Below are 15,069 nucleotides of genomic sequence, written 5' to 3'. Positions count from 1 at the left end.
GATTACCACCGGGTAGACCACTGTCCGCCATGGCGCATGCCGAGGCGGCTGAGTTGTGGGAACCCCACAAAAAGCGACCCGCGCCACACTGTGGGGGCCGTGATTCTCGCGAGGACTGCCACAAAGCACGGTGCGTAGCCTACGACGGAAACCGGTAGGGAAACCCCCGGTGAAGCGCCGGTACGGGACCCTTGTTCCCGGGGCTGCCGGGCTCAGGACGCCAGGAGGACGTCCGACTCCAGCACGTGGCCCAGCTCGTGGCGCTCGGCCTCCGAAAGCGGCACGGCGGCGACGCTGCAGCGGCCGTCCGGACCCGGGGCCGTCGTGATGGCCAGCACCGGGCGCCCGTCGATCTCGCGCAGGGTCACCCGGCCGCCGCACGAGAGGTCCACCGTGACCCCGGGCCGTTCGCGATACCTGCCCAGCCAGCGGCTGACGAAGTCGAAGGTCATCGCGGTCTCCCCTCGGTCCGGGCACTCCCCTTGAAGCACAGGTGTCACCGGTTAATGCCCCGGATACACGTAGTTCACACCCGCTGCGGGTGAAAAGTCAGCGAGGACCGGCCGGGTTCGTCACGAATTTCGCAGCGTCCGGCCGGTTTCCGCCGGTCACGACGGTGAACTGGGCGGATCGCCGTCAACCCCTGCTTGACCCGCGGCCCCGGTGGTCGGCACGAGAACGGGCCGGCACCCCCCGACGCGGTGCCGGCCCGTCCGCCCCGGTGCACCGCCGTCCCTCTCGGCGGGCACGCGCTGTGACGCTACAAGCGCATCCGCCGAAAATCGCCGGATGCGTTGCGGTCCCACACCTTCAGCCGAATTTTTTCAGGGCTGCACCGATTCCGTGGCCCGTTCCCGGTCACGGCCGGTCGTCAGCCGGAACCGGCCACAGTGGACATCCCGGCGACGGGCAACGATCCGGACCGGCGCACGCTCGCGGACGTTCCCCGCCGCGGCACCCCGGTTCGCGCCATGATGGCGGGATGAAACTCGGGCACCTGGCGACGACCGCGCGCGACCTCTTCACCGCGAAGCTCGTCTACGGCGAACCGGTGGACCGTGACGGCACCATCGTGATCCCGGCCGCCGCGGTCTTCGGCGGGGGAGGCGGCGGCGCGGACGACAACGGCGCATTGCCGGTGCGGGAGGGCGCCGGGTTCGGGGTGTTCGCCCGGCCCGCCGGGGCGTTCGTCGTGCGGGGCGGGACCGTGACCTGGGTGCCCGCCGTCGACGTGACGCGGCTGGGGATCGCCGCCGCCGTCACCGTCGTCGCGCTCGCCAAGATCCTCGCCCGGCGCGCCGGGTCCTGACCGGCAGGGGCCGCCGCACGCCGAAAGTTCACCGCCGGTTCCTTGTCGGCGTTCGCGTTCGCCGCCTAGCGTCGGGGCGTCTTTCGATGCGGAGGTACGCATGAGTTCTGGGGACTTCAGCCGGCGCACCCTGCTGCGCGCGAGCGGCGTGGCCGCGGCCGGGGCGGCGATGGGGATGCTGCCCGGCGTCGCGTTCGCCGACCAGCCGGGCGGCACCGGCACGCAGACCAGGACCGTCACCGGCACCTTCAAGCCGGACATCCCGGACTGGTACTACCTGCCCGTCGACGTGCCGCGCGGGGTCAAGCAGATCGACGTCGTCTACTCCTACGACCGGCCCTCGGTGCCCGCCGGTACCCGCGGGAACGCCTGCGACATCGGGATGTTCGGCCCGGAAGGCCACGAACTGGGCAACGCCCGCGGCTTCCGCGGCTGGTCCGGCGGCTTCCGCGACCGGTTCTCGATCAACGCCGGCGAGGCGACGCCCGGTTACCTCGCCGGCCCGGTGAATCCGGGCCGCTGGCACGTCATCCTCGGCCCGTACACCGTCGCGCCGCAGGGCCTGAACTACCGGGTCGACATCACGCTCACCTTCGGCCCGGACGCCGCGCCGTTCAAGCCGAACCCGGCGCCGGAGTCCGCGCCGGCCCGCGAGCGGGGCCGCGCGTGGTACCGCGGCGACGGCCACCTGCACACCGTCCACTCCGACGGCCGCCGCACGCCGGACCAGCTGGTCGCCGACGCGCGCGCCGCCGGCCTGGACTTCATGATCTCCACCGACCACAACACGTCCAGCTCCCAGCTCGTCTGGGGCGACTACGCGACCGACGACCTGCTGATCCTCAACGGCGAAGAAGTCACGACGCGGTCGGGGCACTGGCCAGCGATCGGCCTGCCCGCCGGGACCTGGATCGACTGGCGCTACCGGGCGGCCGACCCGCAGGACTTCCGCCGGTTCACCGACCAGGTGCACCGCGCGGGCGGCCTGGTCACCGCGGCGCACCCGTTCGCCAACTGCTTCGGCTGCACCTACGAGTTCGCGTACGAGATCGCCGACCTCGTCGAGGTCTGGAACGGCCCGTGGACCCAGGACGACGAAGCGAGCGTCATCCACTGGGACGGCCTCCTGCGCGGCGGCCGGTTCATCCCGGCGATCGGCGACTCCGACGCGCACAACCCGGACCAGCGCGTCGCGCTGCCGCACACCGTCGTGTACGCCGACCGGCTGCGCCGCCAGGAGCTGCTGGCCGGGCTGAAGGCCGGCCGGTCGTGGCTGGCGGAGTCGTCGGCGGTGAACCTGGACTTCACGGCGTCCGGCGGCGGCCGCACGGCGGGCATCGGCGAGCGCCTGCCGCTGGGGATCGGGACCCCGGTGACGGTGCGCGCGGTGGTGGGCGGCGTCCCGGGGACGACGGTGACGTTCCTGGACCAGCTGGGCCCGGAGCACACGGAGACGGTCGGCGACTCGGGCGCGGCGACCGTGACGTGGACCACCTACCCGCGGTACTCGCGCTGGGTGCGCGTCGAGGTCCGCCGCCCGTCCGGCGGCCCGAACACGAGCCAGCCGAACGCCATGGTGGCGATGTCGAACCCGATCTTCCTCGGCGTCGGCCACTGAACCTCCGCCCGTCGCCCCGCGTCCTGCTTTGGCAGACTGGGGCGAACGGGTGAAGGCGAGGCAGGGTGCGTGGTTGTGGCCTGAAGGTGGCCATCTTCCTGGGGGCGGTCGTCGTGCTGACCGCGGGGATCGTCGTGGTCGTGGTGCTGTCGCGCAGCCCGGTCCGCACGCCGGGCTGCACGGTGGCGCTGCCCGGGCAGACCGCGTACACGTTCACGCCCGAGCAGACCGGCAACGCCGCGACGATCTCGGCCGTCGGGACCAAGCTGGGGCTGCCGCCGCACGCGGCGACGGTCGCGCTGGCCACGGCTCTGCAGGAGTCGAAGCTGCGCAACCTGGAAAGCGGTGACCGCGACTCGGTCGGGCTGTTCCAGCAGCGGCCGAGCCAGGGCTGGGGCACGGTCGCGCAGCTGCGCGACCCGGTCTACGCGTCGACGGCGTTCTACCAGAAGCTGGAGAAGCTGCCGGGCTGGGAGACGCTGCCGATCACGGAAGCGGCCCAGGAGATCCAGCGTTCCGGCGTCCCGGACGCGTACGCCCAGTGGGAGCCGCAGTCCCGCGCGCTGGCCGCGGCGTTCAACGGCCAGTTCCCGGCCGCGCTGACCTGCCGCAACCTGACCCTGGCGGCCCCGGCGGACATCGCCGCCGCGGCCACGGCGGAGCTGGGCACGGCCAAGCTGAGCGGCGCGCACCCGGCGGCCCAGGGCTGGACGTACGCGACCTGGCTGGTCGCCCGGGCGGAGGCGCTGGGCGTCGACAAGGTGAGCTTCGCCGGCCAGACCTGGACGGCGGAGTCCGGAGCCTGGGCCCAGGATTCCGCCGCCGGCCCGGACCTCTCACTGCACCAAGCCCCGGCGGCCCGGCAAAGCCAATGACCCGACGGGCATCACGCGTGATCAGAGAGGCATCACGCGTGTCTGGAGGGGCATCACGCGTGATTGGCGGGGCATCGCGGTGATGCCCGTCCGATCACGCGTGATGCCTGCTGGATCACGCGTGATGCCTCTTCGCGCACGGGTCGTCAGGGCACGAGGATGGCTCGGCCGCGGATGCGGCCGTTGTCGAGGTCGTCCAGCGCGGCCTGGAAGTCGTCCAGGGCGTACTGGGCCGTGTGCAGTTTGACGCGGCCCTGCGCGGCCAGCACCATCAGCTCGCACAGGTCGTTGTACGAGCCGACCAGGTTGCCGATCAGGTTGATCTCCGTCGAGATGATGTCGATCGTCGGGACGTCGATGTTCTCGCCGTAGCCGACGACGTGGTAGTCGCCCGCGCGGCGCAGCATCGCGATGCCGTCACGGGTCGCGCCGCCTTCGCCGACGAAGTCGATCACCGCCTCCGCGCCGTGGCCGTCGGTGAGGTCGAGGACCTGGGAAACCGGCGAGCCGGTCACGCCGTGGTCGGCGCCGATCGACAGCGCCAGCTTCACCGCGTCCGGGTTGCGGTCCACGACGATCAGCTCGGCCGCCGAGATCGCCTTGAGCACCTGGATGCCGATGTGCCCGAGCCCGCCCGCGCCGATCACGACGCACTTGTCGCCCGGACGCAGGCGCCGCGCCGCCTTCGCCGCCGCGTGGTACGCCGTCAGGCCGGCGTCGGCCAGCGCCGCGACGTCGGCCGGTTCGAGGGCGTCGTCGATCTTCACGACGCTGCGCGCCGACGTCTTGAGGTACTCCGCGTAGCCGCCCGCGGTGTCGATGCCCGGGAACTGCGACTGCTCGCAGTGGACGTCGTCGCCGAAGCGGCACGCCCGGCACAGCCCGCACGTGATCAGCGGGTGCACGATCACCTTGTCGCCCTCGGCGACGTTCGTGACCGCGCTGCCGACCGCGTGCACCCAGCCCGCGTTCTCGTGCCCGATCGTGTAGGGCAGGGTGACGCCCGACTTCTCCTGCCACTGGCCTTCCAGGATGTGGAGGTCGGTGCGGCAGACCCCGGCGCCGCCGATCCGCACGATCACGTCGTACGGGCCGGTGACCTCCGGTTCGGGAACGTCGGTCATCCGCAGGGGCGCGTCGTACCCGACGACCTGGACCGCTTTCATGCTGTTGCCTCCGTGCGGGTTTCGGGGTAGCGGGTGCGGAGCAGCCCGCGGCAGAAGTGCGAGTTGCCTTCGATCGAAATGCGGACCGACCGGGCGAACCGCAGCCGCAGCGGGATTTCTTCGCGGGGGAACGGGGTGCCGTCGTGGTCGACCAGGACCGGCGACGACGGCTCGCCGGGCAGCCCGAGCGCCGCTCGCCGCCGCAGCAGGGCCGCGGACGCGGGCACCTCGGGCAGGTCCGCGAGGGTGACGCCGTGCAGGTCGACGTCCTCGTCCGCGCGCAGCAACACGGTCAGGGCGCGCTCCATCGCCGCCTGGTGGGCCTTGCGGCGGAAGATCTCCCGCAGCTCCTCGAGGTCCTGGTCGGCCTCGTGCCCGAACGTGCCGCGGTAGCCCGCGTCCGCGGCCAGCCCGGCGTTGATCAGGTCCGAGTCGTGGTGGTCGTCGAGCTCGACCACCACTTCGGTGGTCCACGGCAGCGCGGTCAGCACGTCCTTCGCGTCCGACGCCATCAGGTAGGCGAAGTTCGGCGCGCAGAACGACGTCGGCAGTCGCAAGTGGACGGTCACCCGCCCGCCGTCGACGTCGAGCGACTTGACGAAGCCGAGGTCGGTGATCGGCTCGTCGAGCTCCGGGTCGAGGACCGCGTCCAGCGCGGTGTAGGCGTCCATCTCAGGCCACCGATACGGCCTGGGTCTCGACCGGCGCGAGCCGCAGCTCCTCGGGCACCGGGATGTCGTACAGCGCCGCCGCGTTGAGGCCGAGGATCTTCTTCTTCTGGTCGACGGTCAGCGGCGCGTACTCCGGCAGGTCCTCCGGGATCTGGAAGTCGACGAACCGCTCGATCAGCCACTTCGGCGTCCAGATCGCGTAGTCGCTGGAGAACTGGATGCGGTCCTCGTCGAGCCAGTACAGCAGTTCCCCGATGATCTGCGCGAAGTACTTCGGCCGGGTGTGGATGAACGGCATCGCCACCGCGAGGCCCGCGTGGACGTTCGGCTCCTGCGTCGCGATCCAGCAGAAGTCCTCCAGCCGCGGCAGGCCGCAGTGCTCGACGACGAAGGTGAGGTCGGTGAAGTCGGTGGCCACGTGGTCGACGTCGGCGACGTCGAAGGCGTCGCGGTCCAGCGGCCGGATCGTCGGTCCCTTGTGGACGTGGATGTTCTTGATGCCCAGCTCCTGGCAGGCCTCGAAGTACTTGTACGTCCACTTGTCGTCGAGCTTGTAGCCGCGCGAGTCGCCCTGCCACTCGGCCGTGTAGAGCTTGACGCCCTTGAGGCCGAACCGCTCGGCGTCGCGCCGCAGCTGGTCGATGCCGGCCTGCTCGAACCGCGGGTCGAAGTTGTGGTTGTAGGTCAGCTTGTCCGGGTGCCTCTGCTGGAGCGCGAAGGCTTCTTCGGTCTGCCCGAAGCCGGTGTTGTAGAACGCGCCGAGGTGGGCGGGCTGGAAGATCGCGTGGTCGACGTAGCCGTTCTCGAACAGGTCGCGCATCAGCCGCTCGCCGCCCTGGTAGAGGTAGTCCTCGTAGGGCCACACCTCGGACTCCGGGCTGAGGTTGCGGTGGTAGTCGTAGAAGCAGTCGATGAACTGCTTCCCGTGGATGGTCCGCTGGTTCTCCGGGCGGGCGTCCCAGAGGGCCACGTGGGCGTCCACGATGAAGTAGTTCTCGCCGTCCTTGCTGTACATCCGGATCCCTCCACGTCTTCGTGTGTGGCTGGGACGGTAGGGACGTCGGCGCTGGTCAGGGACCCTTCGCGTGTCTCAGTTTGAGACAGCGGGCGTCGCCGTCGCCGGGCCGGACGACGTACGGTGGAGGAGTCCGGCGCAGAGCCGCGTCCCGGGAGGTCCAGGTGGAGAACCCGCAGGTGCACGTCACGCGGTCGTTCGACGCGCGCGCGGGAGCCGCCGCGATCGCGCCCCGGCTGCGGGCGTCGTGGCAGCGCAGCGAACGCTACGGCGTGCCCGAGGACGAGGTCCTGCCGGTGTTCTCCGGCGCGGTCGACACCGGCTCGCTGCTCTACGAATGCGGCAGCGAGGTGCTGCGCGGGCTGCAGGCGACGCTGGCCAACGAGCCGATCAGCCTGATGATCACCGACAGCGAAGGCCTGGTGCTGAGCCGGCTGTGCACCGACGCGTCGATCAACCGCTCGCTCGACCGGGTGCACCTGGCGCCCGGGTTCTACTTCGCGGAGAGCAACGCGGGCACGAACGGGCTCGGGCTCGCCCTCGCCGACCGGGCGCCGTCGCTGGTCCGGGCGGGTGAGCACTACTGCACCGACCTGCGCGGGTACACGTGCGCGGCGGTGCCGGTGCTGGACCCGCTCACCGGCGCGCTCGCGGGCAGCGTCAACCTGACGACCTGGTCCGAGCAGTCCTCGGAGCTGCTGCTGGCGCTCGCGCAGGCCGCGGCCGGGAACACGGCGGCGCTGATGCTGGCCCGCGCGTCCGGGCGCACCGCCCGGCCGACCCCGCGCGGCGAGGTGTTCCGGGTCTACGCCGACCGCGTCGACCCGGGCACGCTGCCGCGGCTGTCGCCCGCCTGGACGACCGCCGTCGGGGAAGCGAAGGCGGCGTTCCGGGCCGGGCGCGTGGTCGCGGTCGTCGGCGAGCCCGGCGTGGGCAAGACGGCGCTGGCGTCGCTGGCGCGGCGGGAGCTGCGGCCCCGCGAGCGCGTCCTGAACGCGCGCCCGCCGGCGCCGGACGACGTCGACACGTGGCTCACGCTGTGGACGCCCGAGCTGGCCAAGGACGGCACGTGCGTGATCGTGTCGGGGGTGGAGGGCCTGCCCGCGTGGGCGGCGGAGGAGCTGGCCCGGCGGTTCGCCGAGGCCGGTGCCGACGGGCCGCCGCCGTTCGTGCTCACCGCGGAGGACGCCGGGTCGGTGCCGCCGGCGCTGCGGCCGCTGGTCGACCGGGTGGTCGAGGTCCCGGCGCTGCGGTTCCGGCCGGACGACGTCCTCCCGCTGGCCCACCACTTCGCCCGGCGCGACCGGCGCCGGGACGTCACGTTCACCTCGGCGGCGTCCCGCGCGCTGACGGCGTACGAGTGGCCGGAGAACGCGAAGCAGCTTCGCCGTGTGGTGCGCGAAGCGGCTTCGCGGTCGGACGTGATCGACACCGCGCACCTGGCGGCCGAGATCTTCACCGGCGTCGGGCACCGGCTAAGCCGGTTGCAGGCGCTGGAGCGGGACGAGATCGTCCGCTGCCTTTCGGAGCCGGGCGCGACCGTGGTGCAGGCGGCGGGGAAGCTCGGCATGGGCCGGGCGACGCTCTACCGGAAGATGGCGCAGTACGGCCTCAACGCACGGCAGCTGAAGTCGTAACCCGCGAGGCCTGCGCCCAGCGGACCGCCGGGCCCATCGCCCAGCCCGCGGCCAGGAAGACCGCGCCCAGCAGCAGCCAGCCGGCCAGGCCCCAGCCGACCACGACCGTGGTCAGCAGCACCGGCCCGAGCGCGCGGGCCACCGAGACCCCGGTGCCGAAGAACCCCTGGTACTGGCCCTGCCGGTCGGCCGGGGCGAGGCCGAAGCCGATCTCCCAGGTGCCCGCCGACTGCAGCATCTCGCCGAACACCTGGATCAGCGCGCCCACCACCAGCACCCCGAAGGCGGCCCACGGCGAAGTCCCGGCCGCCGACAGCGCGAACGCCACGCAGGAGGCGAGCAGCAGGACACCGGAGCGGCGGACCATCCGCGCCGCCGCGCCGAGGCTCGCCAGCCGTCCGGCGACGCGGACCTGGAGCAGCACCACGACGACCGTGTTGAGCACGAACAGCGCGGACACCGCCCAGCCCGGCGCGGCGGTCCGTTCGACGATCCACAGCGGGATGGCGACGCTCAGCAACGGCATGCGCAGCAACAGGAGCGCGTTGAGCAGCGTCACCAGGGCGTACGGCCGGTCGCGCAGCACGGCCAGCTTCGGCTCGCCGGTGCGTGGATCCGACAGCCGCGGGACGGCCGGGAGCCGGTGCAGCAGCAGGGCCGTCGCGACGAACGCGGCGGCGTCGAGCACGAAGACCGTCAGGTACGCCGGGGCGGTGTCGGCCGAGAGCGCGAGCCCGCCCAGCCCGGCACCGATCGCGAGCCCGGCGTTGCCCGCCGACTGCAGCTGGGCCCGCACGCGCGTCCGCCGCTCCGGGTCGGCGAGCGTGGCCAGCAGTGCCTGGCGGACGGCGGCCTGCCCGGTCTGGCAGGTGCAGTAGAGGCAGGCGGCGAGGACGTACGGCAGCGGCGTGCGGACGAAGAGGAACGTCAGGATCGCCACACTCGTCGCCAAGGCCAGCAGGACCGCCGAACCGCGCGCGCCGTGGCGGTCGGCGAGGTGGCCGATCGGCACCCCGGCGAGCGTGCCGACGGTCCAGCCGAGCGTGAGGCCGAGCCCGACCTGCGCCGGAGTCAGGCCGACGATCCGCGTGAAGAACAGCACCGAGCAGGTCAGGAAGGCACCGTCGCCGAGCGAGCCGGCCAGCTGGGCGGCGGCGAGGAAGCGGCTGGTGCGGTCCTGGATCAACGTCATGCGAGCAACGTTAGAGCCCCACTTGGCCCGATCCCAGATCCAATTCCGTCGAATCGGATTGGGCCAATGTAGGCTCGCCGGATGGACTTCCACGTCAGCCTGGCCGGGCGCGGCGACCTGTCCGTCCGGATCTACCGCCAGCTGCGCGACGCGGTGCTGGACGGCCGGCTGCGGGCGGGGGAGCGGCTGCCCCCGACACGGGAGCTGGCGCGGCGGCTCGCCGTCTCCCGCAACACCGTGGCGGTCGCCTACGACCGGCTCACCGCCGACGGGTTCCTCACCGGCCGCGTCGGCGCCGGGACGTACGTCAGCGGCTCGCTGCCCGCGCGCGTCCGGTCCCGCACGGCGCCGTCGGGACCCGGGCCGCGGCCGAAGGCGATCTGGCGGTCGCTGCCCTCGCCGGTCGTCCCGGCGGCGGCGCCGGAGTACGACTTCCGGGTCGGCATCCCCGACGCCGCGCTGTTCCCCCTCGAAACCTGGCGGCGGCTGGTCGCGCGCGAACTGCGGGCCGCGGCCGGGTTCGCGCACTACGCCGACCCCGGCGGCCACCCCGGCCTGCGCGCGGCGATCGCCCGGCACGCGGGCGTTTCGCGCTCGGTGCGGGCCGACGCCGACGACGTGCTCGTCACGCAGGGCGCGCAGCAGGCCCTCGACCTGCTGTGCCGGGTGCTGCTCTCGCCGGGCGACCGGGTGGCCGTCGAGGAACCCGGCTACCGGCAGGCGAAACTGCTCTTCGCGTCCCACGGCGCCGAAGTCACGGGCGTGCCGGTCGACGGCGAAGGCCTCGACGTCGAAGCGCTGCCGCCGAAGACGAAGCTGGTGTACGTCACGCCTTCGCACCAGTTCCCGCTCGGCACGCCGATGTCCCTGGCTCGCCGCACGGCGTTGCTGGCGTGGGCCGAGCGGGTGGACGCGGTCGTCGTCGAGGACGACTACGACAGCGAGTTCCGCTTCTCGGACCGGCCCCTGGAACCGTTGCAGAGCCTGGACCGCGCGGGGCGCGTCGCGTACGTGGGGTCGTTCTCGAAGACGCTCCTTCCCATGCTGCGCCTGGGTTTCCTGGTCGCACCCGCGTCACTCCGCGACGCGCTGCGCCACGCCCGCCGGCTCACGGACTGGCACGGCGACGTCCCGGCGCAGGGAGCGCTGGCACAGTTCATCGACGAAGGGCTGTTCGCCCGCCACATCCGCCGCGCGACGAAGGTGTACGCCGAACGGCACGAGCGTCTGGTGTCCGGATTGGACGGTGCCTTCGCGGGCCGGCTGGCGGTGGTCCCGTCGGCGGCGGGCCTGCACCTGTGCGCCCGCGCCGACGTCGACCTGGAGCCGGTCGCCGCCCGGGCCTCGGCCGCGGGGGTGGCGGTCCAGACGCTTTCCGACCTGTGCGGCGGCTACCCGGCGCCGGGGCTGGTGCTCGGCTACGGCTCGATCCCGGCGGACCGCATCGACGCGGGGCTCGCGGCACTCGACAGGGCCTGGGGCTCCACGAAGTGATCCGTGCGGCGCCGCGCCGCGATCAGCAGCCCGCCCGCCGACGTCGCCACCGCGGTCGCCAGGACGAGCAGCCAGCCGTGCCGGAAGCCGGTCAGGTCCGGCGTCCCGGCGAAGACGGCCACCAGCACCGCCGTGCCCAGCACCGTCCCGATCTGCCGCGTCGTGTTGACCATCGACGAACCCGCGCCCCAGCGGGCCGGCGGCAGGACCGTGCCCACCACCCCGGACAGGCTCGGCAGGATCAGCCCGACGCCGATGCCCGTCAGCAGCTGTCCCGGCAGCATCGCCCCGGCGTAGTCGCGCACGGAACCCATGCGCAGCAACCAAATCAGCACGCCGGCGCCGAACGAGACGCCGCCGAGGGCGACCACCGGGCCCGGGCCGAAGCGGTGCACGAACCGGCCGCCCAGGATCGAGACCGGGACCACCATCGCCGGGCCCGGCGCCAGCGACAGCCCGGCCACCAGCATCGAGTCGTGCCAGACCGACGTCAGGAACAGCACGTTGCCGAACAGCATCGCGGCGAACCCGGCCGCGAAGACGCCCGTCGTCACGCACGCCAGCCAGAGCGTCGGGACGCGCAGGGCCGGCAGGTCCAGCACGGGCACCGCGTGGCGCGCCGAGCGCAGCGGAACCCACGCCAGCGCGACCACGGCGACCGCGAACGCCAGCAGCACCGGCCGCGCGCCCCAGCCGTGGTCGGACGCCTCGACCAGCGCGTAGGCCAGCGCGCCCACCCCGGCCAGGAGACCCGCCGCGCCGAGCAGGTCGGGGACGCCGCTCGAGGTGTCCCGCGACTCGCGCAGCACCCGCGGCCCGGCCAGCAGCGTCAGCGCGCAGATCGGCAGGTTCACCAGGAACACCCAGCGCCAGGACGCCTCGACGAGCAGGCCGCCGACGGGCGGGCCGAGGGCCGCGGCCGCCGCGCCGACCGACGCCCAGACGCCGACCGCCATCGGCCGCCGGTGGGCCGGGAACGCCGTCAGCAGCAACGCGAGCGACGTCGGCATGACGAGCGCGGCCCCGATCGCCTGTACCGCGCGGAAAGCGATCAGCACGGGGATCGAGGGCGCCACCGCGCAGGCGGCCGAGGCGAGGGTGAACACGGCGACGCCGAGGAGGAACAGGCGCTTGCGGCCGTACCGGTCGGCCAGCCGCCCGGCCGGGGCGAGGCAGGCGGCGAACAACACCGTGTACCCGTTGAGCACCCACGAGAGCGTGGCGAGGTCGTCGCCGGGGAAGGCGGCCCGGATCCCGGGGAACGCGACGGTGACGATGAAGGTGTCGAGGCTCGCGAGGAACGCCGCCGTCGAGACGACCAGCAGCACGAGCCCGGGCTTCGGCGCGGTGTCGGGCATGACCCTCCTAGGTTGGAAAACTCAACCTAGCCCGAAAGGGTGGGTCTCAACAAGAGACTGACCAGTTCGGCGCGACCTAAGTCACGCCGCCGCCGCGTGGTCTTCGGCCCGGGCCTTGAGCGCCGCGAGGGTGTGCTCGATCGACCGGACGTTGTACCCGGGCCGGTCGGCGCGGCCGGTGACGCGCGGGCCCATGAACTTCCGCACGACCCAGCTGCCGATCCGGTACCAGTTCTCGGTCACCCGGCACCCCTGCGCCGTCGGGGTCAGCACGTACTCCCACCGCGACACCCGCGACCCGATCGGCGTCCGCACGTCGAAGGCGAAGCGGCGGCTCTCCTGGAACGCCACGACGCGAACCCGGGTCCACCACTGCAGGTCGCCGTTGCGGTTGCGGCCGCGGAAGCGCGCGCCCGGGCCCGGCTCGTCCAGCCAGCGGCCGCCGACGTTCTCCGGGCTCAGCTCGCCCATCCGCGGCAGGTCGGTGACCCACGACCACACCGTTTCCGCGGCGACCGGAACGTCGATGCTGCGCGAAATCGTCGGCTCCACGCCCTCGACGGTGACAGCGTCCGGACACGTCCGGCAAGGCGTCACGGCGAAGTCCGCAGCGGAGGAGAGCGGGCGGTGAAAATTCCGCAGCCGGAAACGGGTTGCCGCGCGTGCGAACTGGGTACCCCGCGCGCGAGGATTCCGTTGGACGGAGGGTGGGGTGGTCAGCATGATCCCGATCGAAGTCGTCGGGATGGCCGTTCCGGTGCCGGGGGAGGCGCCCCTGATGCTCCTCCGCGAGCCGGAGGGGGCCCGTCGCTGGCTGGCGATCATGATCGGGTACGGCGAGGCCGAAGCGCTCGTGCGCGCGCGGGAGCAGGTCGCACAACCCCGCCCGGGCACGATCGAGCTCCTCGGCGACGTGCTCGCGGCGTTCGGCCAGGGCGTCGCCGCGGTCGAGCTGACCGAGGTGCGGGACGGGATCTTCTACGCCGACCTCGTCCTCGCGTCCGGTACGCGCGTGTCGGCCCGCCCCAGCGACGCCGTCGCGCTCGGCCTGCGCCAGGGGGCGCCGATCAGCGTCGCCGAAGAGGTCCTCGACGTCGCGTCCGTGCAGCTCGAGGTCGAGCAGGAGACCGAAGGACCGGCCTCCGACCTGCTCGACACCGAGGCCGAGGTCGCCCGGTTCCGCGCCGAGCTCGACGGCCTGCGCCCCGAGGACTTCGACGACCTGTAATACCGGCCCGTCCGCCGGTACATTCTCCGGCGGGAGGGACGATGAGGCAGGATTTCGTGACCCGCACCGAGCCGCACCGGCGTGAGCTCCTGGTGCACTGCTACCGGATGCTGGGCTCGGTGCACGAGGCCGAAGACCTGGTGCAGGACACCCTGGTCCGCGCGTGGAAGGCGTGGGAGAGCTACGACTCCGCCCGCGCGTCGGTGCGCACCTGGCTCCACCGGATCGCCACCAACGTCTGCCTGACCGCGCTGGAAGGCCGCGCGCGGCGGCCGCTGCCCTCCGGGCTCGGCCAGGCGAGCGAGGACCCGGGCGCGCCGCTGACGCCGTCGTTCGAGATCCCCTGGCTGCAGCCGTTCCCGGACGCGCGCCTCGACGATCCCGGCCTGCGCCTGGCCCGCCGCGGCACGCTGCGCCTGGCGCTGCTCGCGGCGATGCAGACGCTGCCGCCGAAGCAGCGCGCGGTGCTGATCCTGCGCGACGTCCTGGAGTTCAGCGCGGCGGAGGTCGCCGGCTTCCTCGACACGACGTCCGCGGCGGTCAACAGCGCACTGCAGCGCGCCCGCGCGGGCCTCGGCGACCTGTCGGCGGACGAGGTCCCCGAGCCGGCCGACAGCGCGGTCGAGGCGGTCCTGGACCGCTACGTGCGGGCGTTCGAGCGCGCCGACGTCGCGGGCCTGGTCGAGCTGCTGACCGGCGACGTCGTGATGGAGATGCCGCCGGTGCCGCTGTGGTTCCGCGGCCGCGAGAACTACGGCCGGTTCCTGGACCGCCTGTTCGCGATGCGCGGCCCGGACTGGCGCATGACCCGCGCGGCGGCGAACGGCCAGCCCGCGCTGGTGGCGTACTGCCGCGACGAAACGGGGGAGTACCGGCTGCACACCGTGCAGGTGTTCACGGTGACCGGGGCGGGCGTGGCGCACAACGTGGTGTTCGCCGATCCCGCCGTGCTGGCGTTGTTCGACCTGCCGGCCGTCGTCTAGCCGGCCGCACGGGTTTCGGCGGGACGGCCGTAGGTGCGGCCGTCGTTGCTGCGCTGCAGCAGGCCTTCGTCGACGAGGTAGCGGCGCAGCGTCGCGTGGTCGTCGTGCACCATCGTCAGCTTCTCGCGGACGTCCCGCTCCGTGTAGAGCCGGCCCGGTTCGAACCGCTCGGCGAGGTGCTCGAGCAGGGCTCGCCGCCGCTGGGGCGCGCGGGGGATGCCGACCAGGCGGCCGTGGCTGAACAGGGCTTCCAGCGGATCGGCGGGGGCCTTCGCGAGCGCGTCGCGGAAGACCTCGGGCACGGCGTGGTAGCGGTCGCCGGCCGTGGTGACGAGCCCGGCTTCGAGCAGCCGCTTCGCGAGCTTGGCCGGGACCTCGCCGGCCGACAGCCCGCCGGGCGCCGTGCAGATGCGGGCGAAGAGCTCGAGGCGTCCGGGGTCGGCCAGCGCGGCGACCAGTGCGGAAGGTACGGGCATGGTGCGGACGGTACCCGGACCCGTGCCGCCGGTGCACGAGCTTTCCA

General features: G+C 73.0%; 15 protein-coding genes. 7 read left to right on the top strand and 8 right to left on the bottom strand.

Annotated elements, in window-relative coordinates:
• Positions 1-212: 212 nt before the first annotated feature.
• Positions 213-452: a hypothetical protein gene (locus ACWEN0_RS41725; RefSeq protein ID WP_451986144.1), complete on the bottom strand. Its 240-nt coding sequence runs from the start codon at positions 450-452 to the stop codon at positions 213-215.
• Positions 453-982: 530 nt separating this feature from the next.
• Between ACWEN0_RS41725 and ACWEN0_RS41720 the strand changes: the two genes are divergently transcribed.
• The 3 genes from ACWEN0_RS41720 to ACWEN0_RS41710 all read left to right on the top strand — a co-directional run bounded on the left by ACWEN0_RS41720 (position 983) and on the right by ACWEN0_RS41710 (position 3,802).
• On the top strand, positions 983-1,309 hold the full coding sequence (locus tag ACWEN0_RS41720; protein ID WP_451986142.1) for a hypothetical protein: 327 nt from the start codon (positions 983-985) through the stop codon (positions 1,307-1,309).
• Between the two features lie 100 nt (positions 1,310-1,409).
• Positions 1,410-2,927 (top strand): CehA/McbA family metallohydrolase, encoded by a 1,518-nt coding sequence (locus ACWEN0_RS41715; protein WP_451986140.1) that lies wholly within the window; start codon positions 1,410-1,412, stop codon positions 2,925-2,927.
• A gap of 86 nt (positions 2,928-3,013) precedes the next feature.
• Entirely contained in the window at positions 3,014-3,802 is a 789-nt protein-coding gene (locus ACWEN0_RS41710) for a hypothetical protein (protein ID WP_451986138.1), read from the top strand.
• A 146-nt stretch (positions 3,803-3,948) separates the two neighbouring features.
• On the opposite strand, the gene ACWEN0_RS41705 is transcribed toward ACWEN0_RS41710, so the two are convergent.
• Genes ACWEN0_RS41705 through ACWEN0_RS41695 form a run of 3 tightly spaced genes read right to left on the bottom strand, consistent with a single transcriptional unit; the run spans position 3,949 to position 6,654 of the window.
• Positions 3,949-4,968 carry an NAD(P)-dependent alcohol dehydrogenase gene (locus tag ACWEN0_RS41705; protein ID WP_451986136.1) on the bottom strand — a complete coding sequence of 340 codons (1,020 nt, stop codon included), beginning with the start codon at positions 4,966-4,968 and terminating at the stop codon, positions 3,949-3,951.
• Positions 4,965-5,639 carry an iron-sulfur cluster assembly protein gene (locus ACWEN0_RS41700; protein WP_451986134.1) on the bottom strand — a complete coding sequence of 225 codons (675 nt, stop codon included), beginning with the start codon at positions 5,637-5,639 and terminating at the stop codon, positions 4,965-4,967. Before ACWEN0_RS41700 ends, ACWEN0_RS41705 begins: the two co-directional genes overlap by 4 nt.
• Position 5,640: 1 nt before the next feature.
• Entirely contained in the window at positions 5,641-6,654 is a 1,014-nt protein-coding gene (locus tag ACWEN0_RS41695) for an amidohydrolase family protein (RefSeq protein WP_451986132.1), read from the bottom strand.
• A gap of 164 nt (positions 6,655-6,818) precedes the next feature.
• Between ACWEN0_RS41695 and ACWEN0_RS41690 the strand changes: the two genes are divergently transcribed.
• On the top strand, positions 6,819-8,291 hold the full coding sequence (locus ACWEN0_RS41690) for a helix-turn-helix domain-containing protein (RefSeq protein ID WP_451986130.1): 1,473 nt from the start codon (positions 6,819-6,821) through the stop codon (positions 8,289-8,291).
• Here ACWEN0_RS41690 and ACWEN0_RS41685 read toward each other — a convergent pair.
• Positions 8,266-9,483, bottom strand: coding sequence for an MFS transporter (locus ACWEN0_RS41685; RefSeq protein WP_451986128.1), 1,218 nt, complete (start codon positions 9,481-9,483; stop codon positions 8,266-8,268). The genes ACWEN0_RS41690 and ACWEN0_RS41685 overlap by 26 nt on opposite strands.
• An 81-nt stretch (positions 9,484-9,564) precedes the next feature.
• Between ACWEN0_RS41685 and pdxR the strand changes: the two genes are divergently transcribed.
• Complete coding sequence (pdxR, locus tag ACWEN0_RS41680; protein WP_451986126.1) at positions 9,565-10,977, top strand: MocR-like pyridoxine biosynthesis transcription factor PdxR; 1,413 nt, start codon at positions 9,565-9,567, stop codon at positions 10,975-10,977.
• Here the strand turns inward: pdxR and ACWEN0_RS41675 are convergent.
• A complete protein-coding gene (locus tag ACWEN0_RS41675; RefSeq protein ID WP_451986124.1) occupies positions 10,902-12,335 on the bottom strand; it encodes an MFS transporter in 1,434 nt (477 codons plus the stop codon). The two genes, pdxR and ACWEN0_RS41675, sit on opposite strands and share 76 nt — an antisense overlap.
• A gap of 81 nt (positions 12,336-12,416) precedes the next feature.
• A complete protein-coding gene (locus ACWEN0_RS41670; protein WP_451986122.1) occupies positions 12,417-12,887 on the bottom strand; it encodes an SRPBCC family protein in 471 nt (156 codons plus the stop codon).
• Positions 12,888-13,047: 160 nt separating this feature from the next.
• On the opposite strand from ACWEN0_RS41670, the gene ACWEN0_RS41665 reads away from it, so the two are divergent.
• Positions 13,048-13,563 carry a bifunctional nuclease family protein gene (locus ACWEN0_RS41665; protein WP_451986120.1) on the top strand — a complete coding sequence of 172 codons (516 nt, stop codon included), beginning with the start codon at positions 13,048-13,050 and terminating at the stop codon, positions 13,561-13,563.
• A gap of 41 nt (positions 13,564-13,604) precedes the next feature.
• On the top strand, positions 13,605-14,546 hold the full coding sequence (locus ACWEN0_RS41660; protein WP_451986118.1) for a sigma-70 family RNA polymerase sigma factor: 942 nt from the start codon (positions 13,605-13,607) through the stop codon (positions 14,544-14,546).
• Here the strand turns inward: ACWEN0_RS41660 and ACWEN0_RS41655 are convergent.
• On the bottom strand, positions 14,543-15,022 hold the full coding sequence (locus ACWEN0_RS41655; protein ID WP_451986116.1) for a DUF2087 domain-containing protein: 480 nt from the start codon (positions 15,020-15,022) through the stop codon (positions 14,543-14,545). The genes ACWEN0_RS41660 and ACWEN0_RS41655 overlap by 4 nt on opposite strands.
• Positions 15,023-15,069: the final 47 nt, after the last annotated feature.

The organism is Amycolatopsis sp. NPDC004378, assembly GCF_053602455.1.
This window is presented reverse-complemented; position numbering and strand designations above follow the sequence as displayed.

Coding starts and splice junctions, on each gene's coding strand:
- ACWEN0_RS41725 (WP_451986144.1), bottom strand. CDS start 452: ATGACCTTCGACTTCGTCAGCCGCTGGCTGGGCAGGTATCGCGAACGG.
- ACWEN0_RS41720 (WP_451986142.1), top strand. CDS start 983: ATGAAACTCGGGCACCTGGCGACGACCGCGCGCGACCTCTTCACCGCG.
- ACWEN0_RS41715 (WP_451986140.1), top strand. CDS start 1,410: ATGAGTTCTGGGGACTTCAGCCGGCGCACCCTGCTGCGCGCGAGCGGC.
- ACWEN0_RS41705 (WP_451986136.1), bottom strand. CDS start 4,968: ATGAAAGCGGTCCAGGTCGTCGGGTACGACGCGCCCCTGCGGATGACC.
- ACWEN0_RS41700 (WP_451986134.1), bottom strand. CDS start 5,639: ATGGACGCCTACACCGCGCTGGACGCGGTCCTCGACCCGGAGCTCGAC.
- ACWEN0_RS41695 (WP_451986132.1), bottom strand. CDS start 6,654: ATGTACAGCAAGGACGGCGAGAACTACTTCATCGTGGACGCCCACGTG.
- ACWEN0_RS41685 (WP_451986128.1), bottom strand. CDS start 9,483: ATGACGTTGATCCAGGACCGCACCAGCCGCTTCCTCGCCGCCGCCCAG.
- pdxR (WP_451986126.1), top strand. CDS start 9,565: ATGGACTTCCACGTCAGCCTGGCCGGGCGCGGCGACCTGTCCGTCCGG.
- ACWEN0_RS41675 (WP_451986124.1), bottom strand. CDS start 12,335: ATGCCCGACACCGCGCCGAAGCCCGGGCTCGTGCTGCTGGTCGTCTCG.
- ACWEN0_RS41660 (WP_451986118.1), top strand. CDS start 13,605: ATGAGGCAGGATTTCGTGACCCGCACCGAGCCGCACCGGCGTGAGCTC.
- ACWEN0_RS41655 (WP_451986116.1), bottom strand. CDS start 15,022: ATGCCCGTACCTTCCGCACTGGTCGCCGCGCTGGCCGACCCCGGACGC.